General features: G+C 51.4%; 17 protein-coding genes, 17 tRNA genes and 2 rRNA genes. 3 read left to right on the top strand and 33 right to left on the bottom strand.

Annotation, left to right across the window (positions count from 1 at the left end; genetic code table 11):
* Window positions 1-43 precede the first annotated feature (43 nt).
* Window positions 44-982, top strand: a complete 939-nt coding sequence (locus ACI48J_RS04845) for a hypothetical protein (RefSeq protein ID WP_405081955.1) — start codon at window positions 44-46, stop codon at window positions 980-982.
* 213 nt (window positions 983-1,195) lie between these two features.
* On the opposite strand, the gene eis is transcribed toward ACI48J_RS04845, so the two are convergent.
* From eis to ACI48J_RS04820, 5 genes are all read right to left on the bottom strand, one after another.
* Window positions 1,196-2,395: an enhanced intracellular survival protein Eis gene (eis, locus tag ACI48J_RS04840; protein WP_405081954.1), complete on the bottom strand. Its 1,200-nt coding sequence runs from the start codon at window positions 2,393-2,395 to the stop codon at window positions 1,196-1,198.
* A 48-nt stretch (window positions 2,396-2,443) separates the two neighbouring features.
* A complete protein-coding gene (moaA, locus tag ACI48J_RS04835; RefSeq protein ID WP_405081952.1) occupies window positions 2,444-3,454 on the bottom strand; it encodes a GTP 3',8-cyclase MoaA in 1,011 nt (336 codons plus the stop codon).
* On the bottom strand, window positions 3,451-4,137 hold the full coding sequence (locus ACI48J_RS04830) for an MOSC domain-containing protein (protein ID WP_405081951.1): 687 nt from the start codon (window positions 4,135-4,137) through the stop codon (window positions 3,451-3,453). The genes moaA and ACI48J_RS04830 overlap by 4 nt, the downstream gene beginning before the upstream one ends.
* Window positions 4,138-4,252: 115 nt before the next feature.
* On the bottom strand, window positions 4,253-4,624 hold the full coding sequence (locus ACI48J_RS04825; RefSeq protein ID WP_016423567.1) for a hypothetical protein: 372 nt from the start codon (window positions 4,622-4,624) through the stop codon (window positions 4,253-4,255).
* A gap of 303 nt (window positions 4,625-4,927) precedes the next feature.
* On the bottom strand, window positions 4,928-5,878 hold the full coding sequence (locus ACI48J_RS04820) for a fumarylacetoacetate hydrolase family protein (protein ID WP_405081950.1): 951 nt from the start codon (window positions 5,876-5,878) through the stop codon (window positions 4,928-4,930).
* 1,017 nt (window positions 5,879-6,895) lie between these two features.
* Between ACI48J_RS04820 and ACI48J_RS04815 the strand changes: the two genes are divergently transcribed.
* On the top strand, window positions 6,896-7,681 hold the full coding sequence (locus tag ACI48J_RS04815) for an alpha/beta fold hydrolase (RefSeq protein WP_405081949.1): 786 nt from the start codon (window positions 6,896-6,898) through the stop codon (window positions 7,679-7,681).
* 143 nt (window positions 7,682-7,824) lie between these two features.
* Here ACI48J_RS04815 and ACI48J_RS04810 read toward each other — a convergent pair.
* The 20 genes from ACI48J_RS04810 to ACI48J_RS04715 form a co-directional block, all read right to left on the bottom strand.
* A tRNA-Leu gene (locus ACI48J_RS04810) sits at window positions 7,825-7,907 on the bottom strand.
* Between the two features lie 5 nt (window positions 7,908-7,912).
* Window positions 7,913-7,989, bottom strand: a tRNA-Arg gene (locus ACI48J_RS04805).
* Between the two features lie 17 nt (window positions 7,990-8,006).
* Window positions 8,007-8,095, bottom strand: a tRNA-Leu gene (locus ACI48J_RS04800).
* Between the two features lie 9 nt (window positions 8,096-8,104).
* Window positions 8,105-8,178, bottom strand: a tRNA-Cys gene (locus tag ACI48J_RS04795).
* Window positions 8,179-8,187: 9 nt separating this feature from the next.
* Window positions 8,188-8,262 (bottom strand) — tRNA-Gly (locus ACI48J_RS04790).
* 8 nt (window positions 8,263-8,270) lie between these two features.
* Window positions 8,271-8,342: transfer RNA gene (locus ACI48J_RS04785), tRNA-Gln, on the bottom strand.
* A 29-nt stretch (window positions 8,343-8,371) separates the two neighbouring features.
* Window positions 8,372-8,447 (bottom strand) — tRNA-His (locus ACI48J_RS04780).
* A gap of 22 nt (window positions 8,448-8,469) precedes the next feature.
* A tRNA-Trp gene (locus ACI48J_RS04775) sits at window positions 8,470-8,543 on the bottom strand.
* A 5-nt stretch (window positions 8,544-8,548) separates the two neighbouring features.
* Window positions 8,549-8,634: transfer RNA gene (locus ACI48J_RS04770), tRNA-Tyr, on the bottom strand.
* A gap of 5 nt (window positions 8,635-8,639) precedes the next feature.
* Window positions 8,640-8,715: transfer RNA gene (locus tag ACI48J_RS04765), tRNA-Thr, on the bottom strand.
* 15 nt (window positions 8,716-8,730) lie between these two features.
* Window positions 8,731-8,806, bottom strand: a tRNA-Phe gene (locus tag ACI48J_RS04760).
* Window positions 8,807-8,847: 41 nt separating this feature from the next.
* A tRNA-Asp gene (locus ACI48J_RS04755) sits at window positions 8,848-8,924 on the bottom strand.
* Between the two features lie 5 nt (window positions 8,925-8,929).
* Window positions 8,930-9,003, bottom strand: a tRNA-Met gene (locus tag ACI48J_RS04750).
* 17 nt (window positions 9,004-9,020) lie between these two features.
* Window positions 9,021-9,096, bottom strand: a tRNA-Val gene (locus tag ACI48J_RS04745).
* A 53-nt stretch (window positions 9,097-9,149) separates the two neighbouring features.
* Window positions 9,150-9,224 (bottom strand) — tRNA-Glu (locus ACI48J_RS04740).
* Between the two features lie 9 nt (window positions 9,225-9,233).
* Window positions 9,234-9,323 (bottom strand) — tRNA-Ser (locus ACI48J_RS04735).
* A gap of 3 nt (window positions 9,324-9,326) precedes the next feature.
* Window positions 9,327-9,402, bottom strand: a tRNA-Asn gene (locus tag ACI48J_RS04730).
* A gap of 166 nt (window positions 9,403-9,568) precedes the next feature.
* A 23S ribosomal RNA gene (locus ACI48J_RS04725) occupies window positions 9,569-12,490 on the bottom strand.
* Between the two features lie 298 nt (window positions 12,491-12,788).
* Window positions 12,789-14,342 (bottom strand): 16S ribosomal RNA (locus tag ACI48J_RS04720).
* The 16S and 23S rRNA genes sit together here with 17 tRNA genes alongside, the layout of an rRNA operon.
* Window positions 14,343-14,802: 460 nt before the next feature.
* Window positions 14,803-15,390, bottom strand: a complete 588-nt coding sequence (locus ACI48J_RS04715; protein ID WP_326055196.1) for a hypothetical protein — start codon at window positions 15,388-15,390, stop codon at window positions 14,803-14,805.
* Window positions 15,391-15,801: 411 nt separating this feature from the next.
* Here ACI48J_RS04715 and ACI48J_RS04710 point away from each other — a divergent pair, with 411 nt between their 5' ends.
* The gene (locus ACI48J_RS04710) at window positions 15,802-16,215 is read left to right on the top strand and encodes a DUF2614 family zinc ribbon-containing protein (protein ID WP_326055198.1); all 414 of its coding nucleotides are present in this window, start codon (window positions 15,802-15,804) and stop codon (window positions 16,213-16,215) included.
* A gap of 139 nt (window positions 16,216-16,354) precedes the next feature.
* Here the strand turns inward: ACI48J_RS04710 and ACI48J_RS04705 are convergent, their stop codons facing one another.
* From ACI48J_RS04705 to gatB, 8 genes are all read right to left on the bottom strand, one after another.
* Complete coding sequence (locus ACI48J_RS04705) at window positions 16,355-18,043, bottom strand: glycosyl hydrolase family 18 protein (protein WP_405081948.1); 1,689 nt, start codon at window positions 18,041-18,043, stop codon at window positions 16,355-16,357.
* Between the two features lie 126 nt (window positions 18,044-18,169).
* Window positions 18,170-18,604 (bottom strand): Fur family transcriptional regulator, encoded by a 435-nt coding sequence (locus ACI48J_RS04700; protein ID WP_326055201.1) that lies wholly within the window; start codon window positions 18,602-18,604, stop codon window positions 18,170-18,172.
* A 121-nt stretch (window positions 18,605-18,725) separates the two neighbouring features.
* Window positions 18,726-19,952, bottom strand: a complete 1,227-nt coding sequence (locus ACI48J_RS04695) for a DUF4097 family beta strand repeat-containing protein (protein ID WP_405081947.1) — start codon at window positions 19,950-19,952, stop codon at window positions 18,726-18,728.
* 5 nt (window positions 19,953-19,957) lie between these two features.
* The gene (locus ACI48J_RS04690) at window positions 19,958-20,545 is read right to left on the bottom strand and encodes a hypothetical protein (RefSeq protein ID WP_405081945.1); all 588 of its coding nucleotides are present in this window, start codon (window positions 20,543-20,545) and stop codon (window positions 19,958-19,960) included.
* A gap of 362 nt (window positions 20,546-20,907) precedes the next feature.
* A complete protein-coding gene (locus ACI48J_RS04685) occupies window positions 20,908-21,519 on the bottom strand; it encodes a sigma-70 family RNA polymerase sigma factor (protein ID WP_326055207.1) in 612 nt (203 codons plus the stop codon).
* Between the two features lie 150 nt (window positions 21,520-21,669).
* Window positions 21,670-22,362: an MgtC/SapB family protein gene (locus ACI48J_RS04680; RefSeq protein WP_326055209.1), complete on the bottom strand. Its 693-nt coding sequence runs from the start codon at window positions 22,360-22,362 to the stop codon at window positions 21,670-21,672.
* Between the two features lie 55 nt (window positions 22,363-22,417).
* The gene (locus tag ACI48J_RS04675; protein WP_405081944.1) at window positions 22,418-22,894 is read right to left on the bottom strand and encodes a GNAT family N-acetyltransferase; all 477 of its coding nucleotides are present in this window, start codon (window positions 22,892-22,894) and stop codon (window positions 22,418-22,420) included.
* A 105-nt stretch (window positions 22,895-22,999) separates the two neighbouring features.
* A complete protein-coding gene (gene gatB / locus ACI48J_RS04670; protein ID WP_405081943.1) occupies window positions 23,000-24,448 on the bottom strand; it encodes an Asp-tRNA(Asn)/Glu-tRNA(Gln) amidotransferase subunit GatB in 1,449 nt (482 codons plus the stop codon).
* Window positions 24,449-24,463 lie beyond the last annotated feature (15 nt).

The raw sequence follows: 24,463 nt of genomic DNA, 5'->3' as shown, positions 1-24,463 counted from the left end.
AAAGGGAAAGAAACAAAATCGGTTGGGGAAGGCGGGGTAACGAATGCGGGAAGACTGGAAATACCGGTACGACGAGGTGTTGAAAAAAGAAAGCCTGCTGCAAACGGTAAATAAGCAGCTGGAAAAAGTTCAAGTCCGGCTGAAACAGGCCGGCGAACAGCGAACGGCAGCCCAGAAGGCTCTAAAGAGTGAAACGCGGGATGTCGAACGTTTGGAGAAAGCATCCCTTGCCAATTTGTTTTATACCGTTCTGGGAAGGAAAGTCGAAAAACTGGAAAAAGAAGAAGCCGAAGCGATTCAAGCCCGAATCCGTGCGGAAGAAACAAGGCTGGCGGAAGAAGAGTTAGCCCGGATGACAGCGGAACTTGAACAGCGTCGGTCCTCCTTGCTCGGCTGGGAGGAAGAAGCCGCGGCTCTTCTTCGGGAAAAGGAAGAATGGCTGCGCGGCCGGAGCGAAGATTTCCGCCTGCAGTTAAATCGGCTCTACGAAGCCAAAAGGCGGGCTCTCTCCGAGATCAAAGAGCTGGATGAAGCGCTCCGGGCGGGTTACGAGCTCGTCGAATCTCTCGAAGAAGCCGATAACCTGCTGAGATCGGCCAAAAGTTGGGGAACTTACGATATGTTCGGCGGAGGCGTGATCGCCACCCATCTCAAACGCAGCAAAGCCAATGAAGCGATGGAACAGATCGAGTACGCGCAGGGTCTGATGAGCCGCTTCAAACGCGAGCTGGAGGACGTCGGGGGCACTGCCGAGATGAACCTGGATTATAACGGTTTTCTGGGGTTTGCCGATTATTTTATGGACGGTTTTATTTTCGACTGGATTGTCCAGGGCCGTATCTCCGATCTCAAAGATGCGGTGTCCGAAAATATCGACCGGCTCCGGCAGTTGCTGCATACGCTCCAGCAAAAGTATGAAGCTCGCTTAACGGACGAAGCCGGATTGACCCTGGACATTCATCTGCTTATTGAGCGTTCTTAAGCTAACCGCCGTCCCTTCCGCTGCGCCAATTTGCGGATGTCGAATGGCTTTTGCCGGACGATCCGCCAATCAGATCGCTCATAGGTACGTTCTTCGACACCCCCCGCCAGCCGGCGGTTTGTCGAATGGCCCTCGCGGGGCGAGCGGTCCGCCCCGCGCCAAAAAGCCGTACAGCCCCGAAGTCCCGGGCTGTACGGCTTTTCTTCTGCCGGACTAGAAAAAGTCCGGCAGGTAGCAGGTGCGGCGCGGCAGGACCGCCGCAAGCAGCTCTACCGATCGTTCGTCGCCTTGCAGACGACCGATCCGGTGCAGCTCTCCGGCGCTCTTGGCGCCGAGCAGCAGGACGGACAGCGTGCGGATATCGCACGCCAAACCGTCCGCTGCGGCTCCGCTGCCGCCGGACGGCTCATCCGCGGTCTTCACGACGACCGCGGAGCCTTCCGGCGCGTTCAGCCTAAGCTCGAACGTGCCGTGGTTCCACGGCGCCTGCCCGTCCGTTACGTGCAGGCAGAGAGACGCCCCCTGCGGCAGCCCCGTATGCCGCAGCTGCAGTTGGCTCAAGAGTCCCTCCACATCGACGATCCGGGCCGAAAAATACGAAACCAGCCCCTGTTTAATCCGCGGGTCATCCACCTCAAAGGCCAAATCCTCGTCCGGAGGGGCCTGCATAATAAGCTTGTCGAACATGGAATCGTGATCGCCGATAAACTTCCATAACCCCCGCTTCGCATCCTGATCCAGATAAACCAGCTGATGGATCTTGCACTCGTGGTTTTCGATCCAATAATGCACATATCCCCTGGGCTCTCCGGCCGCATTCAGATACACCGCCATGTGCCCTTTCTTCTTAAGGAGACGGGTTTCCCACCATTCCTCGGAACGCGTAACCGGTCCGTTAAATTGGGCCGCGTACACATCATAGATCGGATTAAGCGCGGCCGCACTGGGAGCCGTCCGTATGATTCGTCCTTCCGCAGCGCCTAGCTTGGGAAGCTGCGAGGTTTGAAGTTCGATTTTTTTGAACGTCATGGCCAGCTCCCAACCGTACTTCCGGTAAAACGCGAATGAAAACGGATGGAGATACGAAACGGTCTGTCCGTTCTCTTTCATCACTTTCAGCGCGTTTGACAGCAGCTGTCCCACCATTCCCTGCCTGCGATTTTCCGGCCAGCTTGCAACGCCGGCGATCCCGCCCATTTTCAGCTTTTTCCCGTTTATCCAAGTTGTAAAATCCAGGAGGGTTAATTTCGAGGCCAGTTTCCCATCGATAAAATATCCCCAGGTTTCCTCGGGATTCATAGTCGCGAGTCTTTCGACAAGCTCTTCCTCCTGCAGCTCGTATTGAAAAGCATACATCGACAAATCCAAGCTGTCCCGGAGTTCTTCCCGGCGCAGTCTTCTGATTTCACTCATAGGTGACCTCCTTCTGAAGCTAAAAAATAACGCGGCACGTCTCCGGCTTTAGCCCCCGATTTGAGACATTCGTCTCACGGTTGGCAGGTGGGACGGTTCCTCCCCCTGGAGCGCTTTCGCCATTTCATGGCTTTCGGGCTTTACATCCAATACTTTATAAAATAACTCTCTGATTGCCCGGTCATCCCCGATCAGCGGCCTCACGTTAAACTCGTGGGACCAGTACAAGCACGGCTTGATGTTACCGTCCGCCGTCAGCCGCAGCCGGTTGCAGGAAGCGCAGAAATGGTCGCTCACCGGATGTATGAGGCCGAATGACCCTTTAGCTCCCGCGATCCGGTAATTTTGAGAAGGACCGTTCCCTTTTACGGTCTGTATCTCTTCCGCTTTCCACCCGCGTTCGGAACACCTGTCCAACACGGACGAAAGAGGCACATACCGTAGTTTCCAGGTATCATCCTGATGCCCTATCGGCATATATTCGATAAAACGCACCTGTATGTCCTTATCGACCGTCATTTGCAGGAAATCGTCGATTTCGTCGTCGTTCAATCCCTGCATAAGTACGACATTCAGCTTTACGGGATACAGCCCGACCCGCTGGGCAGCCTCTATTCCCGCCATCACACGGGTAACGTCTCCGCCTCTTGTAATAAGCTTAAAACGGTCCGGACGAAGAGAATCGAGACTGATATTAATCCGCGTCAGTCCGGCTTCTCTTAACCGCTCGGCCTGCTGGGCGAAAAAAACGGCATTCGTCGTCAGAGCGATATCTTCGATACCCGGGACAGCCGCCAGCTGCCGGATCAGCACGTACAAATCTCTTCGGACAAGCGGTTCGCCGCCCGTAATCCTCAGTTTGCGCACTCCCATTCCCGCCAATACCCGGACAACTTCCGTAATCTCGTCATAATTCAGCAGACGCTCGTCCGGTTCGAAGGTCATCCCTTCCTCCGGCATGCAGTAGACACAGCGCAAATTGCAGCGATCGGTAACCGAGATGCGCAAGTAATCGTGAATGCGGTTAAATTTATCTTTTAATACACCGGATGATGTCATTCCTTCACCCCGCCGCTTTGCGTAGGACCCGTCAAATCCTCCGCTTCGGCAAGCTTTTTCTCAAAAGATCCTCTCCAGCTTTCCGCGAGCGCTTCGTTCGCCAAAATTATCCGGATACCGGGAATATTATTCTTATCGTGATATTTGCATGTATTTACAAACTCAACCGTTAAACCCTGAGCATGTTTCGTCACCAGTCTAAAGACAGGATTTTCGGGAATAATGCCTTCTTTCAGCACTCGGAAGTAAAAACCGGTATAACCCGTATCCTGCAGTTTTACGGGGAGTCTTGCATCCGAATAACGGACACTGAGCTTAAAACAAGGACGTCTCGGCTGCGAAACCTGAACCAAGGCTTCTCCCAACTCATAAATATCCCCGATACAGATCTCTTCTTCTTTAAGACCGCTTACCGTGATATTTTCTCCGAATGCTCCGAAAGAAAGAGGCTGCCCCAGTTCCTTTTCCCAGTAATCATAATGGTCCGCACTGTATACGCAAAGCGCTTTGTCGGGGCCTCCGTGGACTTTCAGATCCGCTTGACCGTCTCCCTCAAGCTGTGTTTTCGACAAAAACAAGGGCTGATGGACCGGCTCTTTGTAAATACCTGTTTCCACTTCTTTTCCCTGATACACGATTTTCTTCGGTTTTCCTACGTTTATGGAGACAATCTGAGGGATCACGGGAACACTCCTCTCCCCTCTTTTTTATCCACTATACCAAAAAATGACGGAGGAAGTCTTCTCTCCACAAAAAATCTCCTGCAAAACCTCAAAAGGTTCCGCAAGAGATGCTTATTTAACCGCCTAGCTTAATTTTACGGTACGTATCTATAAAGGACAAAACGTCCACTCTTTTTCCTTTTTTCTTGGCTACGCTGGCCATGGACAGCAGTGTTGTCCAAAACTCGTTCAAGACTTGTGCTTCCTCGGTCAATTCTTGCTTGTTTCGGCGTGGAAGTTCTCCGCGTGCTTCGTCAGAGATCAGCATTTGAACCTGCTTCCGCTTCCACTCGTCTCCCTTTACATACGTGACGCCGATTTCACGCAGCTTCTTCCGTACGGAGGTAACCGGGCGGGCAAGTTCCTTGGCAATTACCGATGGAGGGCATTCTTTGGAAAGCATACAGAGTCTTTCCATCTCCTGTGTCGACCAAGATTTTTTCGCCATACACATCATCCCCGTTCATTTGTCGTATTCGTTGTGACCAACGTTCCGGTAACTAAAGGATAGCAATAAATTGTTAAAGAAGTTTTAGGAAAATGTAATGCTGCCCCCTTAAAAGGAAAAAGTCGTCCGAAGTAAGTAAAAATGTGGCAGAAATCTCTATTATATAAGCTTTTTTTAGTTATAAAAAAAGAAGCTTTTCAAATAAATGAAAAGCTCCTTTTACAACTTTAAACGATTTGCCAAAATGTATCGTTTAATTTCATTAAATTTTCTTAACAGTTTCTCCATCATAAATGACAAGTGTTAGACACCCAGCGTACGCCCCACCGGTTTGCCTTCTTCGACTTTAGCTTCCGCGACAACTTTATTAGACAAAGTGCCGATTTTTTCGATTTCGACACTCAGTTGATCTCCGTCTTTCAGATAGACACGCTTTTCCCGCGGATAGCCTATTGTTACACCTTCAGGCGTCCCGGTAAGAATGATATCGCCAGGCATAAGCGTCATATGACGCGAAATGTAACTGACCAGTTCCTCCACCTTGAAAATCATATCCGCTGTCGTCGAGCTTTGACGTTGTTCTCCATTGACGAGAGAGCGGATCTTCAGCTCGTTCGGGTTCCCGATCTCGTCTCCCGTGACGATGTACGGGCCTAACGGAAGAAAGCCATCGCAAGATTTACCCAGCAGCCACTGGTTGGTCCTTCTCTGCAAATCACGCGCAGACAAGTCGTTTCCGCAGGTGTAGCCGAAGATATATTTCGCTGCCTCTTCCTTCGACACATCTTTCGCTTTTTGACCGATAACGATCACCAGCTCAGCTTCGTAATCCAGTTCGGAAGTTACGTTAGGCAGGGAAACATCGCATTTATGCCCGGTTAGAGCATTATTGAATTTATTAAACAGCACGGGATGCTCCGGTATCGGAGATTTAGTCTCTTCCGCATGCTTCCGATAGTTCAAACCGACACAAATGATTTTACCGGGCTCCGTTACGCAGGGCTCGAACACTAAGGGAGACTCTTCTAACAGATAAGGCTCATTTACGGAAGTGTCCGGAAGATCATCGATAAGCTTTTGCAGAGACTGAATCGCCTCCGGCCCCCCCTTAATAACTTGATCCATATGGGTAGGCACACTGCCTTCCTCGTAACCCTTCATATTTTTTAATGCTTCGGCAACGTCCAGAACACCTTGTTCCAGTCTGACGCCTAGCCTCGGTCCGTGTTCACCTAGAAAAGTAAGCAGTTTCATGGATAATCCTCCTCCTATAAGCACACTTGTTTATTATCGAATCTGTCTTAAACATTATTCGCTATCCTCTTTATTACCCCTTCCCAAATTTCCACAAACATTACCGAAGCCTATAAGCAGGTCGGAACGATTCGTATGCGTAGCTTGTTATCCTTCTTCCAACCGCCGTCACTGGCACACATCCGCGCTTGCTTTAATGGTGTACGGAGTTTTCTATTTCTTACCAAGTATCTCTATTCCCTATCCGTGTGTTTTCCTGGCTAAAAAACAATGAAAAAAAATTTAAAATATCTTGTCGAGGAGTTTCATTCAATCGTTCAACGGGTAATGTTTTAGATGGGCCTTTTGCATGATTCGCGTGATTTTCTTAAATTACTCGGTATTATGTCAAAAATTTCCGGGGAAATAATTTAAGGATATGACAAAGCGATGTAGGGGGAGATCCCTTTTAACTCTCCTGCCTTCCAAACTAAGCGGACTATGAGACTAATATACAGCCTTCCCGATTATAAGACTCCTGAAGAGTCTTTTTTTAAAACACCAAAACTGAACCATTTTTTCTCTTAGGTATGATTTCTTCGCCGGAAGACATCCTATGCATAAGAAATTTCGAGACATTCCGAGGCTCTCTGCGGCTTAAAATTTAGTTACTAAACCTTCTAAGCATTTTCGTTATTCTGAAGGATGACTAATGAGGAAATTAAAGAGCAAGATACCCATAAGATATTTCCTTACCTTAGGGATCATTCATCCGGCAATAAACTCCACATCTGTCATATAAACAACTGCTTATTCCTTGCAATTAGGCCTCAACCTTTGTTAGGAAGCTGTTTGCATGTGCTGGCCGTTCTGAGGTCAGTCCGTACTACCTGCTGAATGATGCTCCTTGTTTAAACAAACTTTTTTGTATTTCAGGAGTATACATACTTAGAACAGCTGCTTAACTCTTCCAGCTTGCGTGCATCAGCATTTTTTTCATACATATAAAAAATTTTACTAACTAAGGAGAGATGCGTTATGTTTACAACTATCCATGGTTTGAAAACTTTTTATGAAGAACGGGGAAGCGGTCCGGCTGTCCTACTTCTTCATGGCTTCCCTCTGGACCACCGGATGTGGCAGGAACAGATTGCGGCGTTAGAATCGAACTACAGGGTCATTGCTCCCGACCTTAGAGGTTTTGGCCAATCAGAGCCTCACAAGGACCTGATTACGCTGGAGCATATGGCAGATGAGCTTCTGCTTCTTCTGGACCAACTTCAAGTGGAAAAAGCGGTTCTTGCCGGTTTCTCCATGGGCGGGTACGTAGCGTTTAATCTCCTTCGAAAAGCACCGGATCGTTTCAATGGACTTATACTGGCGAATACACGCCCTGATGCCGACCCTCTGGAAGGACAAATCAACCGGATGAAAATGGCGGCTTCCCTTCTTGAACAAGGTCCCCAGGCAGCATCAAAAGCCATGATCCCTAAACTGCTATCCGAAGGAGAAGGCTCGGGACTAGCCGGCGAATTACAAGATCAGATCGACGGAATGAATCCATTGGGACTTGTCCACGCAACTCTAGCTATGGCTTTCCGGAAAGACTCTACGGAGCTTTTGCCCACCATACAAGCCCCTACTCTTGTCATCGGTGGTGAAAAGGATGCAATCACGCCTCCGGCGATCATGAAAAAAATGGCCGATTCTATTCCGAATGCAACCTATACTGAAATTAAAAATTCCGCTCATCTTACCGTTCGGGAACATCCGGATCAAGTGAACAAAGCCATTACAGATTACTTAAGCCATCTTCATTCTTAACAACAAAGAAAGACAGGGAGCCTTCTGTACATGACTGTACAAAAGCCCTCTGTCTTTTCTTTCTGTGTTTAACACTTTACATAAATTCTGTGTATGAAAGGAAAAAGCCCGGCTCCAGTAAAACTGGAACCAGGCTTTTATGATGCCGGTGAAGGGACTTGAACCCCCACTCCCTTGCGAGAAACGGATTTTGAGTCCGTCGCGTCTGCCATTCCGCCACACCGGCTTGTATGGCGTGCCCTAAGAGATTCGAACTCCTGACCTTTTGATTCGTAGTCAAACGCTCTATCCAGCTGAGCTAAGGGCACAAATTTTTTAGCACTTTTGGTGCCGAAGACCAGACTTGAACTGGTACGGTAGTCACCTACCGCAGGATTTTAAGTCCTGTGCGTCTGCCGATTCCGCCACTCCGGCAAAGAATGGTGGAGGCGCCACCCAGACTCGAACTGGGGGTAAAGCTTTTGCAGAGCTCTGCCTTACCACTTGGCTATGGCGCCTTATTATAATGGAGCGGAAGACGGGAATCGAACCCGCGACCCTCGCCTTGGCAAGGCGATGCTCTACCGCTGAGCCACTTCCGCATATCATACTGGGGGTATAGGATTTGAACCTATGCATGACGGAGTCAAAGTCCGTTGCCTTACCGCTTGGCTAACCCCCAACATCTTGCAATTGTCAGTGAGTAATAAGTGGGGCGGACGAGGGGAATTGAACCCCCGAATGTCGGATCCACAAACCGATGCGTTAACCACTTCGCCACGACCGCCATATAAGGTTTTAAAGCTAATTGGCAGGGGCAGCAGGAATTGAACCCACACTAACGGTTTTGGAGACCGCTGTTCTACCTTTAAACTATGCCCCTAAAACTGGTGGAGGCTGATGGATTCGAACCACCGAACTCGTAAGAGAACAGATTTACAGTCTGCTGCGTTTGGCCACTTCGCTAAGCCTCCAGGAATGGTGCCGTCGAGAGGACTTGAACCCCCAACCTACTGATTACAAGTCAGTTGCTCTACCAATTGAGCTACAACGGCATATGTAATTATCAATGGTGGCTCGGGACGGAATCGAACCGCCGACACGAGGATTTTCAGTCCTCTGCTCTACCGACTGAGCTACCGAGCCTTATTATGTTCTTAAAATCCATTTGTATACAGAGATAAAAATGGCGGAGCTGACGGGATTCGAACCCGCGGTCTCCTGCGTGACAGGCAGGCATGTTAGGCCTCTACACCACAGCTCCAAGTATTGCGGGGGCAGGATTTGAACCTGCGGCCTTCGGGTTATGAGCCCGACGAGCTACCGGGCTGCTCCACCCCGCGTCAGTAAAAAACTTATATGGTGGACGCTGACGGGATCGAACCGCCGACCCTCTGCTTGTAAGGCAGATGCTCTCCCAGCTGAGCTAAGCGTCCATAGATTTACATTATAATCATAATTATTAATCTTGTCAAAGATAAAATTATGATGGTGACCCGTAGGGGATTCGAACCCCTGTTACCTCCGTGAAAGGGAGGTGTCTTAACCCCTTGACCAACGGGCCATATATAGATGGCGGAGAGAGAGGGATTCGAACCCTCGAGACGATTTCTCGCCTACACGATTTCCAATCGTGCTCCTTCGACCACTCGGACACCTCTCCATATGGCTCCCCGAACAGGACTCGAACCTGTGACAACTCGATTAACAGTCGAGTGCTCTACCAACTGAGCTATCAGGGAATAAAACTATCAGGGTTGCTCCCTGAAAACTAGCAGCGAAACGTGCAGTCGATCCATCCAAAGATCTTGTGGTGCATACCCAGGGTATGCTTGTGATGCAGCATTTTCCTGTCGGAAAAGCCTAAGCATATGCTTTCGATGTAACCTGTACTGTCGTACAGATTTGTAGGTCAAGCCCTCGACCGATTAGTATTGGTCAGCTCCACACATTGCTGTGCTTCCACCTCCAACCTATCTACCTCGTCGTCTTCAAGGGGTCTTACATACTGGGAAATCTCATCTTGAGGGGGGCTTCACGCTTAGATGCTTTCAGCGCTTATCCCTTCCGTACATAGCTACCCAGCTATGCCTCTGGCGAGACAACTGGTACACCAGCGGTACGTCCATCCCGGTCCTCTCGTACTAAGGACAGCTCCTCTCAAATTTCCTGCGCCCGCGACAGATAGGGACCGAACTGTCTCACGACGTTCTGAACCCAGCTCGCGTACCGCTTTAATGGGCGAACAGCCCAACCCTTGGGACCTACTTCAGCCCCAGGATGCGATGAGCCGACATCGAGGTGCCAAACCTCCCCGTCGATGTGGACTCTTGGGGGAGATAAGCCTGTTATCCCCAGGGTAGCTTTTATCCGTTGAGCGATGGCCCTTCCATGCGGTACCACCGGATCACTAAGCCCGACTTTCGTCCCTGCTCGACCTGTATGTCTCGCAGTCAAGCTCCCTTATGCCTTTGCACTCTTCGAATGATTTCCAACCATTCTGAGGGAACCTTGGGGCGCCTCCGTTACTCTTTAGGAGGCGACCGCCCCAGTCAAACTGCCCACCTGACACGGTCCCTCTACCGGTTCACGGTAGTAGGTTAGAACTCCGATACGATCAGGGTGGTATCCCAACGGCGCCTCCACCCAAGCTGGCGCTCAGGCTTCAAAGGCTCCCACCTATCCTGTACAGATCGTACCAAAGTCCAATATCAAGCTGCAGTAAAGCTCCATGGGGTCTTTCCGTCTTGTCGCGGGTAACCTGCATCTTCACAGGTATTAAAATTTCACCGGATCTCTCGTTGAGACAGCGCCCAAGTCGTTACGCCATTCGTGCGGGTCAGAATTTACCTGACAAGGAATTTCGCTACCTTAGGACCGTTATAGTTACGGCCGCCGTTTACTGGGGCTTCGGTTCACAGCTTCGGGTTACCCCTAACCGCTCCCCTTAACCTTCCAGCACCGGGCAGGCGTCAGCCCATATACTTCGCCTTGCGGCTTCGCATAGACCTGTGTTTTTGCTAAACAGTCGCTTGGGCCTTTTCACTGCGGCCCCCTCGTGCTATTCACACTACCGGGGCACCCCTTCTCCCGAAGTTACGGGGTCATTTTGCCGAGTTCCTTAACGAGAGTTCTTCCGCGCGCCTTAGAATTCTCTTCTCGCCCACCTGTGTCGGTTTGCGGTACGGGCACCTTCGCCTGGCTAGAAGCTTTTCTCGGCAGTGTGAGATCAAGACCTTCGCTACTGTAATTTTCGCTCCCCATCACAGCCCAGCCTTACGATGTACGGATTTGCCTACACATCAGCCTCACTGCTTGGACGGACATCCATCAGTCCGCGTCCCTACCCTGCTGCGTCACTCCATTGCTCATAACGGCTTACGGTGGTACAGGAATTTCAACCTGTTGTCCTTCGACTACGCCTTTCGGCCTCGCCTTAGGTCCCGACTTACCCTGAGCGGACGAACCTTCCTCAGGAACCCTTAGGCTTTCGGCGGATCAGATTCTCACTGATCTTTTCGTTACTCATACCGGCATTCTCACTTCTGTACAGTCCAGCAGTCCTCACGATCTACCTTCACTCCGTACAGAACGCTCCCCTACCCCAAGACATCTTTAGATGTCTAAGTCATAGCTTCGGTGGTGTGTTTAGCCCCGTTACATTTTCGGCGCAGAGTCACTCGACCAGTGAGCTATTACGCACTCTTTAAATGGTGGCTGCTTCTAAGCCAACATCCTGGTTGTCTGTGCAACTCCACATCCTTTCCCACTTAACACACACTTGGGGACCTTAGCTGATGATCTGGGCTGTTTCCCTCTTGACAATGGATCTTAGCACTCACTGTCTGACTCCCGGGGTAATGTCTGTGGCATTCAGAGTTTGACTGGACTTGGTAACCCTTGGCGGGCCCCGCACCCAATCAGTGCTTTACCTCCACGACACATCCCCCGAGGCTAGCCCTAAAGCTATTTCGGGGAGAACCAGCTATCTCCGAGTTCGATTGGAATTTCTCCGCTACCCCCACCTCATCCCCGAATTTTTCAACATTCGTGGGTTCGGGCCTCCAGTGCGTGTTACCGCACCTTCACCCTGGACAGGGGTAGATCACACGGTTTCGGGTCTACGCCTGCATACTATAGTCGCCCTATTCAGACTCGCTTTCGCTGCGGCTCCGCCTTTTCAGCTTAACCTCGCATGCAAACGTAACTCGCCGGTTCATTCTACAAAAGGCACGCCATCACCCATTAACGGGCTCTGACTTCTTGTAGGCACACGGTTTCAGGTTCTTTTTCACTCCCCTCCCGGGGTGCTTTTCACCTTTCCCTCACGGTACTGCTTCACTATCGGTCGCTAGGGAGTATTTAGCCTTGGCAGATGGTCCTGCCGGATTCCGACGGGGTTTCACGTGTCCCGCCGTACTCAGGATCCGTCTAGGCATACGTTCACTTTCGGCTACAGGGCTGTTACCTCTTCTAGCGGACCTTTCCAGATCGCTTCACCTAATGAACTTTTGCCACATTGACGTCCTACAACCCCAAGGAGCAAGCTCCTTGGTTTGGGCTAATCCGCGTTCGCTCGCCGCTACTGACGGAATCACTATTGTTTTCTTTTCCTCCAGGTACTTAGATGTTTCAGTTCCCTGGGTGTGCCTCCAATGCAGCTATGTATTCACTGCATGGTAACTGCGCATTACCACAGCTGGGTTCCCCCATTCGGACATCCCCGGATCAAAGCCTGCTTACGGCTCCCCGAGGCATTTCGTCGTTCGCCACGTCCTTCTTCGGCTCCTAGCGCCTAGGCATCCTCCGTGTGCCCTTATTAGCTTGACCAAATGCTCCGTTATATCCTGACTCGTGCTATTAAGCTGCGCTTAAAAAATCACTTCTCAGCATATAACCTCGCTTTACATCAAACCATCAAGGTTTTGGATGATTCTAGTTACATGTTTCGCTATCTAGTTTTCAAGGAACACTGATTTTTGCTTCAGCAAAATATCAAACCTCGATATTCGCGAAGCGAACTTTGAAAAGAGAAGGAAATTCTCCTTTCAAAACTGACAACGAGTGATTGAAGATTGAAGGCGATGCCTTCTTGACTGGGTCCGTTTCAGGACCCAAGTCTCCATAGAAAGGAGGTGATCCAGCCGCACCTTCCGATACGGCTACCTTGTTACGACTTCACCCCAATCATCTACCCCACCTTCGGCGGCTGGCCCCTTGCGGTTACCTCACCGACTTCGGGTGTTGTAAACTCTCGTGGTGTGACGGGCGGTGTGTACAAGACCCGGGAACGTATTCACCGCGGCATGCTGATCCGCGATTACTAGCAATTCCGACTTCATGCAGGCGAGTTGCAGCCTGCAATCCGAACTGAGACCGGCTTTTCTAGGATTGGCTCCGGATCGCTCCTTCGCTTCCCGTTGTACCGGCCATTGTAGTACGTGTGTAGCCCAGGTCATAAGGGGCATGATGATTTGACGTCATCCCCGCCTTCCTCCGGTTTGTCACCGGCAGTCAACTTAGAGTGCCCAGCCTTACCTGCTGGCAACTAAGTTCAAGGGTTGCGCTCGTTGCGGGACTTAACCCAACATCTCACGACACGAGCTGACGACAACCATGCACCACCTGTCTCCTCTGTCCCGAAGGAAAGGCTTATCTCTAAGCCGGTCAGAGGGATGTCAAGACCTGGTAAGGTTCTTCGCGTTGCTTCGAATTAAACCACATACTCCACTGCTTGTGCGGGTCCCCGTCAATTCCTTTGAGTTTCACTCTTGCGAGCGTACTCCCCAGGCGGCATGCTTACTGTGTTAACTTCGGCACCAAGGGTATCGAAACCCCTAACACCTAGCATGCATCGTTTACGGCGTGGACTACCAGGGTATCTAATCCTGTTTGCTCCCCACGCTTTCGCGCCTCAGCGTCAGTTACAGGCCAGAAAGTCGCCTTCGCCACTGGTGTTCCTCCACATCTCTACGCATTTCACCGCTACACGTGGAATTCCACTTTCCTCTCCTGCACTCCAGTCTCCCAGTTTCCGGTGCGAACCGAGGTTGAGCCTCGGGATTAAACACCAGACTTAAAAAACCGCCTGCGCGCGCTTTACGCCCAATAATTCCGGACAACGCTTGCCCCCTACGTATTACCGCGGCTGCTGGCACGTAGTTAGCCGGGGCTTTCTTCTCAGGTACCGTCACCCAAAGAGCAGTTACTCTCCTTGGCGTTCTTCCCTGGCAACAGAGCTTTACGATCCGAAAACCTTCATCACTCACGCGGCGTTGCTCCGTCAGACTTGCGTCCATTGCGGAAGATTCCCTACTGCTGCCTCCCGTAGGAGTCTGGGCCGTGTCTCAGTCCCAGTGTGGCCGTTCACCCTCTCAGGTCGGCTACGCATCGTCGCCTTGGTGAGCCGTTACCTCACCAACTAGCTAATGCGCCGCAGGCCCATCCGTAAGCCACAGATTGCTCCGTGTTTCACGATCTCTCCATGCGGAGATACCGGTTATCCGGTCTTAGCTACCGTTTCCGGTAGTTATCCCGATCTTACAGGCAGGTTGCCTACGTGTTACTCACCCGTCCGCCGCTAACCGTCGGAGAAGCAAGCTTCTCTTCAAGTCCGCTCGACTTGCATGTATTAGGCACGCCGCCAGCGTTCGTCCTGAGCCAGGATCAAACTCTCCGATAAAGTTGTGCCGGCCAAAGGCCAGCGGTTTATCTCAAGCTGATTAAGCTCAAACATTCGTTGCTGACGAGAATTTCTTCTCATTTAATGTCCCGATTTCTCGAGACGCTTCAATCACTCGTTGTTCAGTTTTCAAAGGACAATTTGTAAGTTTCTATCGCACTTTGTCGCTTTGCCTCGTTTGGCGGCGACTTGACTACTATACCACATTTGGACTTAGTAATGCAAGTACTTTTTTTCGAGCGCTCCGTTCGTAGTTAGCGGCTTGTCCTTTGTTAGCGACTTGCCTTCCGAAGGGGCGAAAATTAATTTACCATGAAACCTATTATGAAGTCAACCCTTTTGCATATTGGAAAAACATGACTGCCCCTAACCCCTTATCTATCGAGAGTTTTGACGCTTCAAAAAAGAAAAAAGGCAGCCTTTAAGGGCCGCCTGGCTTCTCAACCCGTTTCGGTTGAAGTTAATTTTTGAACAACGTATACCGCAGCAAGAGCTGTGAGCATTCCGCGTCCGCAGGAACAGCCACTTCTTTGACCAATGTTTTTTTGACGAGTTTATTAAGAAGCTGCTGAAGATTGTTTCCCAGAATTTTAATCTCGGGCTGCTCCAGAAGTTCATCCGCACTCCACGGCTCCGGCCTCGAGTCCAGACGCTGGATGAGCGGCTTGCAGCAGCGCTCCATTTTGGACATTACCGAAAATTCGCATGCCAGAAGGACAAGCTGGATTCTTTGTTTCAGCGTTTCCTTGCTCGTGGTCAGCTCTTCATACAATTTGTATACGCCGCTGTTTATTGGACGGACCTGATTCCAGACCGCTTCCTCCACAGTTTCCCCTTCTTCGATGATGACAATGCGCGCCCAGTGCTGCAAAGCTTCCAGTACGTTCTGGTAAGCGTCGAGCAGATGTTCCTCGAGTATGTAGGATTTGCTCTTCAAATACTTGTTCAGAAAAAGCGAGAATTCCGACAGCAGCTGACGGTCGCGCAGCTCTTCCGGCAAAGAATGCGTACGTTCCCGAGAGTCTTCCAAGTACAATTGACGATCCAATTGGATCTCCCCTTTCAAAAGACCGTTAACGATATTCGATCTAATCGCTGCAGCAGCCCTGTTCAAGTACGGACGAATTCAACCATCTTCCTTGTATACGATGATTGTCTTCTATATAATGATGTATGGAGTTGTAAGTGTCCGGATGATTGGTAGTAAACCAGCAGAAGGATCGCACATCCTTCTGTGATGAAAGCAACCTGCTGCGGATATCGAAACGAATTACCGCGCTGTAACGGAGTCTGGGAAATACACGCTAAAATAACCTCCTCGCAAGAGTATCCGCAGGGTCTCCGAAGCCATCATTCGTTCGTTAGAAAAGTAATTCTACTTTCCTCAGCCGTTTCCTGCTTACATGAGAACGAATTGTGTTTTAATTCCGAAAATGCCTGTAGAAAGAGGGGAACACCGTTGCTTTTAAAATCAAGTAAAATCAATGAATTCCGCTTATGGGGTCTGCTGCTGACCATGGGCGGCATGCTTATTATGATCATCGGCCTGGCCGGAGTCGTGTTCGACTGGGGCGCCGTCGGGCGAATTATTGCCGTTATCTTCTTGATTCTGGGGATGATCAGCATGCTCGGAAGTATGGCCATTTACTTCTGGGCGGGCATGATGTCAACCTCCGCCGTGGCGCTCGATTGCCCTGAGTGCGGCAAAAGAACGAAGATGATCGGTAAAACGGACCGCTGCATGTTCTGCAAAACGATTTTGACGGTCGACCCTTCGATGGCACCCGCGGAAGCCGAAATCGCGGATGAAGGAAATATCCGCAAGCCGGAAACCGGCTCCACCCCGTCCGCAATAGACTCATCTAAAAATTAATGTAAAAAAGCTGCCATCCATTACGGATGACAGCTTTTTTTGTAGAAATTTAATGATTTCGGGCGTTGCGGGCAAGCGAGCGGAGATTTTAAACTTGCCCGGATTCAGTATTTCCAGGATAAGCCCGAGCGGCTTAATCTTACTGCAGGGCATCGGCTATGACCTTCCATATGGCCGGTTCTTCAAAACCGCGCCGCCAGGAAGCGACCCCCGCCAATTTGTATTTACTCACAATCTCCAGACGGGCTTTGACGGACGTTTCGTCCTCCAGCCAGATCCGGTTAAGTTTTCCGTCTTCTTTGTACTCGACGTAATTTTGTCCGGTGTCTTCACGGAATTCGGGAGTCAGGCCTTTCTCCTGTATAATCTTACGGGGCTTCTCCATAAATACAGCCTTAGAGCTGACTTTCGTGCCGTCATCCTTCTGTTCCTCGGTCCATATGCGCGTATAAAAAGGAATGCCCAACACAAGTTTGGAAGGCGGTACTTTGTCTTCACCCAGAATCTGCTTGAGAGAACGCTCCACCCACGGGAGAGACGCGACTGAGCCCGACTTCGGACTCGATGCCCAGTGCTCGTCATAGGCCATGAGCATCATATAGTCCACGGCAGCGGCGAGTGCGGGCCGGTCATATACGCGGCTCCAGGCATCGCTGCCCGATTTTGCCGTCACATCGATTGACAGAATCAATCCCCTCTCATGGAACAGCGGAGCCATTTCTCTCACGAATTGGACCAGATTAGGCCCGTCCGATTTGTTCATGTTCTCAAAATCAATGTTGATGCCCTGCAAATTATACTGTTTAGCAAAAGCCAGTAGCTGGTTGATCATGTTCAGCCGGGTTTCGTAGCTTTCCAGCGCCATGCCCGTCATTTTCGGTTCAAAAGAGTTGTCGAAAAGGGCCCAGATCTGGTAATTGCGGCCGTGCGCCCATTTGATGTAATCGGAGTCGGCCTGATTCTTGATGGTTCCCTTCTCGTCTGCGAGATGAAACCAGGTAGGACTCACTACATTGAGGCCGGGCATCTCGGGAATGGAGACCGTTTTGGGCGTTGCCGTAACAACATGTTCCCATGTCATGTTGAGCTTGCCTTGGGGTTTCCATCGCGGCTTCGCGGCGGGAAGCTGAAATTCGGGAATCTCCTCTCCTTTTTCTTCCGTCACAAGAGAGGCCTTAACAAAACCGGCGCGTCCGTCGGTCTGCTGAACTTTGTACCAGCCGTTCTGTTCGCCCCAAATCATGACACGCTCGCCATCCTCCAAGCTGCCCGTGATCGGATTACGGATCGAGCTGCCGCTGCGCAGTTCGCCTCCTTCTTTTCCGCGAAAAGTCCCCCATCGTATCTTCTCCCCGGGATTAAAAAGCGATACGGCGCCGGTTACCTCATCCTCCCTGACTTGTATGCCGTACAGCTCCTTAAGGACGGAAACGGGTACGTAGAACTCTTTTTCCTGCTTTGTCATGGGCGATACAAGGGGGATTTCTTTGAGGTTCCGGGACGCGGTGGCTTTGTCGACCTGAAGCCGCACTACGGCCTGTTCCGTCGTCAAAATAACGGAATTGCCGGAAGCCTCGCTGCGGACAGCCGGGTCGATCCACTCGGCTATGAGCCCCAAGGGGAGTTTCATGGCCTCTTTTGACCCCAAGGCGGAGCTTTTGTAAGCTTCCCCCTGATAGAAGACCGGCTTGTCCAGTTTAGCGTAAAACGGCGTTATATGATTGTTATTGGGCAGCCGGTTCATGACCAGGTAAGCGATGGCCGCCAATACGATAAGCAAGAGTATAAAAGAACGGAACCGGCTCTTTTTGCGCTTCGAGCCACGCATGTAGGGCTGCTTCAAAAGCTTCTGCACATCCTTTCATAAAAAAGAAAAACGTATCGGCACGCCCGATAACGAAGAGCGGCTAATACGTTCGCGTAATAACGTGTATGGAAGTTTGAAAACGACGAATCAATGCGTCGCCTTTCCTGCACAATCCGGACAAAGCCCGACGACTTCAAGCCGGTGTCCGCCTACCCTAAAGCCGGTTTGCTGAGCGGCAACGTGCTCAACATCAACGATGGGCGAGTAATCAAAATCGGATATCTTGCCGCAGATTTGGCAGCGGGCATGATAATGATCGGACAGATCGGCATCGAAACGACTGGAATCGTCCCCGTAAGTCAATTCCCGTACTAACCCCGCGTCTATGAACACTTTCAGGTTGTTGTAAACCGTGGCCACGCTCATATTCGGAAATTTGGATTCCAACGCCTTGTAAATCTCATCAGCCGTAGGGTGGTTGAAGGAGTCGAACAAGTACGTCAAAATCGCGTACCGCTGCGGAGTCATGCGAACACCTGTCGTTTTAAGTTTGGCAAGCGCTTCTTCCAAATGTTCGGACATGATTCTCACCACCTGTTAGTAAGAGGCAGTACTGTGTACTCGATGGACACAGATACAACCTTTCTTCTATTGTACGTGTGAGAAATTGCACTTGTCAACGCCTGATGAAGGCGTGATGCGTTTAATTTACGGTTTCCAGGGAAATCTCGCCATCCGTCCGGATCGCAAGGATATGTTCACCGCTTCCCACGGTACCGCTCAATTTCTCCTCTTCCAGCCGGACCGGGAGCCCCGTATGAAGCACCCTCGCGGAGCCTTGAACCTTAAAGCCCGCTTCCCCGGGGAGACGGATCGTAATCCGGCCGTTATTGGTGCTGGCCTGCCAATCTCCGGCCATCTCGGCGGATTCGAGCCGTACCGATCCGTTCTCGGTCTCCGCTTGAACGCGTCCGGAGACATCTTTGATTTTAACGCTGCCGTTATCGGTGCGGGCCACCGCGTCTCCTTTCACCGAGGAAAGGGTGACTTTACCATTGGAGGCGGCCGCTTGTACCCCGGCTCCGGTTTCCCGGATAACGACCTCGCCGTTGACGGTTTGCGCCTTGACGGCTCCCGAGACAGAGCTGACGATGATTTTGCCGTTTGTCGTAACCGCTTCTACATGACCCTGGATATCGGTTAATTCCACCGAACCGTTGCTCGTATGAGCGGAAAACAGGTTTAGAGGCCGGAGACCCGCCGCCTGAACGGCACCATTCTCCGTTTCGGCCAGATAATCCAGAGACGCTGTGCGCGGCAGCGTAACGGTAATGTCTATTCTCGCTTTATTTTTGACAAACCAGGCCTTCGTATATTCTTCCCCGACCGCTTTAAGCGTTAATTCAGTCCCTTGAATGCTCTGCTCCACATGTGAAGCATCCGCGATTTTGCGGGCTTCTTGCTCATCGTCGTCATTCACCCAGACCGTTGCCTGTATCCGGACGGCATCTCCGTCTCCAGCAGCCAGCTCAATGCGGCCGTTCGTATTGAATGCGTGAACTTGGGTTATCGCGGGAGACAGGAGGAATTCCGCCGGTTCCTTGTCAAAGCTCCGGCTTTGCACACCGAGCTTAAGGTTAAGCCCGGACAGCAGCCCCTGGCTGAATCCCTGGGAACCGGCGACAACGGCACAGATAACCACCGAGAAGAAAATAGCCACCGGGTCCAGTTTGACAGCCGCTTCCCGGGAATTGGACAGGAATTGCAGCAAAATCAGTTCCAGCCCTGCGGCCACAAACAAAAGGGGCCACCAGCTTATCAGTTGCCCCAACATATGGGTGCCTGCGGCCCGGTCCAGAAGCATGGATACGCCAACTGTGACAAACAGCGCCGCCGCCGTAAATCTGCCCGCTTTAATCAATCCGATCACCCGATCTATTGTTTTCTTTTCGTTTCCCAGACAAAAAGAGCGATTCCGCCGACAATCAGAACGATGGCTCCGAAATAAGAACCGAACAGCTTAAAGAAAGATTCCAGCCAAACCGGTTTGCTGCTGGCCAGAAAAAGGAATCCGCCTGCCGCAATCAGCAGGATACCCAAGTTTCCGCCTTTAGCCAGCTTTTGCAGAGGATCGGTCAATTCCTCGGATTCTCCGTAAAAACGGCGCCGGTTTACGATATCCGTAAGCTGTAAGGCTTCAAATATGTTGTAGAAGTAAATGACCGGCAGAATGAGCGAAAACAGCGTGATCATGGCCACGTTCGTTCCTTCATCCCGGGTTGTGAAGAGCACAATCGCGAAAATATCCATAATGACGAGCATCATGATGAACAATCCGCGCTGCATCATCCCCACGTAAAATTGGCCGGTTCCCGGCATCATCAGGGAAAGGAGCATTGCCAGCCATTTCTTCTTGGGCGGCTGTTGAAAATACGGGGGATATGGCGGCACGCCGTAAGGGGGGCCGGGCGGATAATTCCGCTGCTGCTCCTCATAAAAGTTCGGATCTTTCAAGTCATCCATCTCGGGAGAACCTCCTGGGGTGTAAGAAAATTGTTGAGACATTCCGTACCTCCTTGCTGCATGATCGTCATGCACGTTATCCTATTCTGCTGGACAAATGTTGGACGAATTCGGACCAGTCGGCCACATGCGAATTCAAAAGCTTCAAAAGACCGGAGTTGATAAATATATAAGTAGCCGCTGTGGCGACAAAAAGATTGACGAGTTCCGAATGCCTTCGTTTCTTCGGCGCTAAGGGTCGAAATCCAGGCACGGTATTCCCCGCGGCAACATCCTTCATCACCCGGTCGGTGAAATTGGCTGAAGGCTGGAGCAGCTTCATGCCGTTTAGTTCGGCTTGGAGTGCGGGCGGAAGTTCCGGGCTATTGTGAAGCGCGTGAAGCCGGGGCTGACTGGGACGTCTGGGCGTTCGTTCGGGCATCTGGATACACCTCCAACCATTTTTCTTTAAGCATGGCTTTGCCGCGGTATAAGCGCGTCTCGATCGTCTTCAGGGGAAGATCGGTCACATCCGATATTTCCTGGTACGACAACTGTTTGAAGTGATAGAGATACATCACCAGTTTGTATTTCTCCGGCATTTCGGCGATCAACCGGTGGACGGAGTCGCTCTCTTCATGACGGATCGCCTGCTGTTCGGGCTCGGTCCTGCGGTCGGCCAACCAGGTCTTGAGCTTGTCGAGCAAGGGAACTACAGGACGCCTGCGCTGGGCACGGCGGTAATCCGTAACGAGGTTAACGGTCATCCGGTACAACCAAGTCGTGAATTTGCTCTCCCCTCTGAAATGGGATAAAGAGCGGTACAACTTCAGAAACACTTCCTGGGACAAGTCTTCGGCGGTTTCGCGATGGTTCACCATGCGGTAAATCAGCGTATACACGTAGCTTTTGTGCCGATCGACCAACACGCGGTAAGCTTCCGCCTCTCCCCGGTTGATCCGCTCCACCAGCTGTTCGTCTGTCAGGTGCTCCATTGCTTCACCGCCCTTTCTCTTGTGCCCTCTTTACTATAACGCGCTTAACATCCGATTTACATATCTTTTGACGATAGGGAAAGGATTTCCCCTTCAAACACGATAAAAAAAGAAAAAGCAGGGCCAATTCGCCCCGCTTGACGCTTCTACTTATTCCATGGTTACCCCCACCACGCCGTCCAGATGACGGATATCATCCAGCAAGAGAGGAACCAGGTGGTAATCCGGTATGATGACATTCAGATAGATCATAACCGTCTGCCGCTCATCTTTTTCTTCTTCGTCCACACCGAATTTGCGTATCTCCACTTTATTCTTTTCGAGGATGTCGGAGATTTTACCTAGATTGCCGGGCCGGTCCAGCGCATGAACCCGGATCAGATGGCGTTTCTTGGCGCCGAAATATTTGTGCTCGATTTTATTTAAAATCCATAGAGAAAGAATGACCATGATCGTGGATAAGATGGCCGCGTAATAAAAACCGGCTCCCGCAGCGAGGCCGATTGCCGCAACGACCCAAAGCGAGGCGGCCGTCGTAAGTCCGGAAACGGAAAAGCCGTTGCGTATGATCGTTCCGGCGCCAAGGAAACCGATGCCGCTGACGACTTGCGCCGCAAGGCGGGAAGGGTCCATACGGACATTCAGTTCTTTGGAAAACGCGCTGAATCCATAGATGGAGAGCAGCATGATCAAAGCGGAACCGACACAGACCAGGATATGCGTCCGAAATCCGGCCGCCTGGTTGCTCAGCTCCCGCTCGAAGCCGATCAATCCTCCAAGCACCAAAGCCAAAATCAGTCTAATCGTCAAATCGAACTGCCCGATTACCCAAGGATCATTCAACTTCGTTCCCACGCTCCTCGTCTTTTCGTGATGGTGTGTCCCAGCTTTCCCCTCATTATATACCTTGGAATTTCTCAAATGTCACCAAAGCGACGGAAGGGGCAATCGTGCGTTTGCCGGTACGGTGAAAGCCGAATTTCTCGTAAAGACGGACGGCGGGCACGTTGGCTTCTCCCGTAGATACGACAAACCGGTCCGCCAGCGGGTTGGTCGTGAGCGCATGCCGAATCAGTGCGGAGGCGATTCCCTGGCGGAAATGTCGGGGGTGAACCATCATCCGCGTAATCGTGAGCTCCGTTCCATTTTCTTCCCAAGCGATTGCGCCCGCGAGTTCTTCCCGCCCCTCCTCCCGGTCACTGACATAATACCCCGTAAACGTCTCTTTGGAACACCGCAGGGTTAACGGGCTGTCCCTCAGGGGCGGAATGTCTTTGTACCCGATTAGTCCCGCCTCTACAAGATAAGCGGCTGTCTGCAGAGCAAGCAGTTCCAGCACGGCTTGAACATCGTCCAGGGGGATTTGTCTCATCATCGTTTTCATCTCCTCATGCCCGTTTACGCCCTTCCTGTTGTAAAAAAACGGCATATCCTGATGGACATGCCGTTCGATGTGCCTAAAATGGTCTCGCTGTTCGGCTTATTGCGCCTGCAAGGTTTCCACAATGAGCTTGTTGACCAAGCCGGGATTGGCTTTGCCCTTCGTTTCCTTCATAACCTGGCCGACGAGGAAGCCGACCGCCTTCTCTTTGCCCGCTTTATAATCGGCTACGGATTGCGGATTGCCTGCCACAACCTGCTCGACCACGGATTTGATGGCGCCTTCGTCACTGATCTGAACGAGGCCCTTCTCTTCGACAATCTGCTGCGGCGCTTTGCCGCTTTCGATCATTTCTTTAAAAACGGTTTTGGCGATTTTGTTGGAAATGGTGCCTTTTTCGATCAGACCGATCATTTCACCGAGTCCTTGACCGGTTATTCGGATCTCGCCGAAATCCAGTCCGCCGGCATTGAGATACCCGAGAAGATCACCCATGATCCAGTTGGAAACGGCCTTCGCGTCGGACGTATATTTCAGGCTTTCCTCGAAGAAATCGGCCATCTTCATGGAAGCGGTAATCACTTCGGCGTCGTAGCTCGGGAGTCCGTACTCGCTTACGTAGCGTGCTTTACGGGCATCCGGAAGCTCCGGAATCGACGATTTCACGCGCTCTTTCCAGGCGGCATCGATATGCAGGTTCACGAGATCCGGATCCGGGAAATAGCGGTAATCATGAGATTCTTCCTTGCCCCGCATGGAAAGGGTTTTGCCTTGGCCTTCGTCCCAGCGGCGCGTTTCCTGGACGACCTCGCCCCCGCCGTTCAGGACTTCCGCCTGGCGGATTTCTTCATATTCGAGACCGCGCTGTACGCCGCGGAAGGAGTTCATGTTCTTAAGCTCCGCCCGTGTGCCGAATTTCTCCTGGCCTACCGGACGGATAGAGATGTTGGCGTCGCAGCGCAGAGAGCCTTCTTCCATCTTGACGTCCGAAACGTCGCAGTAAAGCATGATGGCGCGAAGCTTCTCCAGATACGCGCGCGCCTCTTCCGGAGAGCGGAGATCCGGCTCGGAGACGATTTCGACCAGAGGCGTTCCGACCCGGTTGAAGTCAACCAGCGAAGCGTAACCGCCGTCGACGTGAGTCAGCTTGCCCGCGTCTTCTTCCAGATGCAGCCGGGTGATGCCGATACGTTTCGTCTCCCCGTTCACTTCAATGTCGATCCAGCCATTCTCGCCGATCGGCTTGTCGAACTGGGAGATCTGGTACGCCTTGGGCGAATCCGGATAGAAATAGTTTTTGCGGTCGAATTTCGTCACGTCCGCGATCTCGCAGTTCAAAGCCATGGCGGCTTTCATCGCATATTCGACAGCCTGCCGGTTAAGTACCGGAAGTACGCCCGGATGCCCGAGACAGACCGGGCACGTATGCGTGTTCGGAGGCGCGCCGAACGAGGTGGAGCAGCCGCAGAAGATTTTAGAATTTGTATGCAGTTCAACGTGAACTTCAAGCCCGATCACGGTTTCGTATTTCGTTTCAGTCGCTGACAAAAAGATCCCTCCTGT

The organism is Paenibacillus chitinolyticus (assembly GCF_045038035.1).
Lineage (GTDB): Bacteria > Bacillota > Bacilli > Paenibacillales > NBRC-103111 > Paenibacillus_F > Paenibacillus_F chitinolyticus_A.
This window is presented reverse-complemented; position numbering and strand designations above follow the sequence as displayed.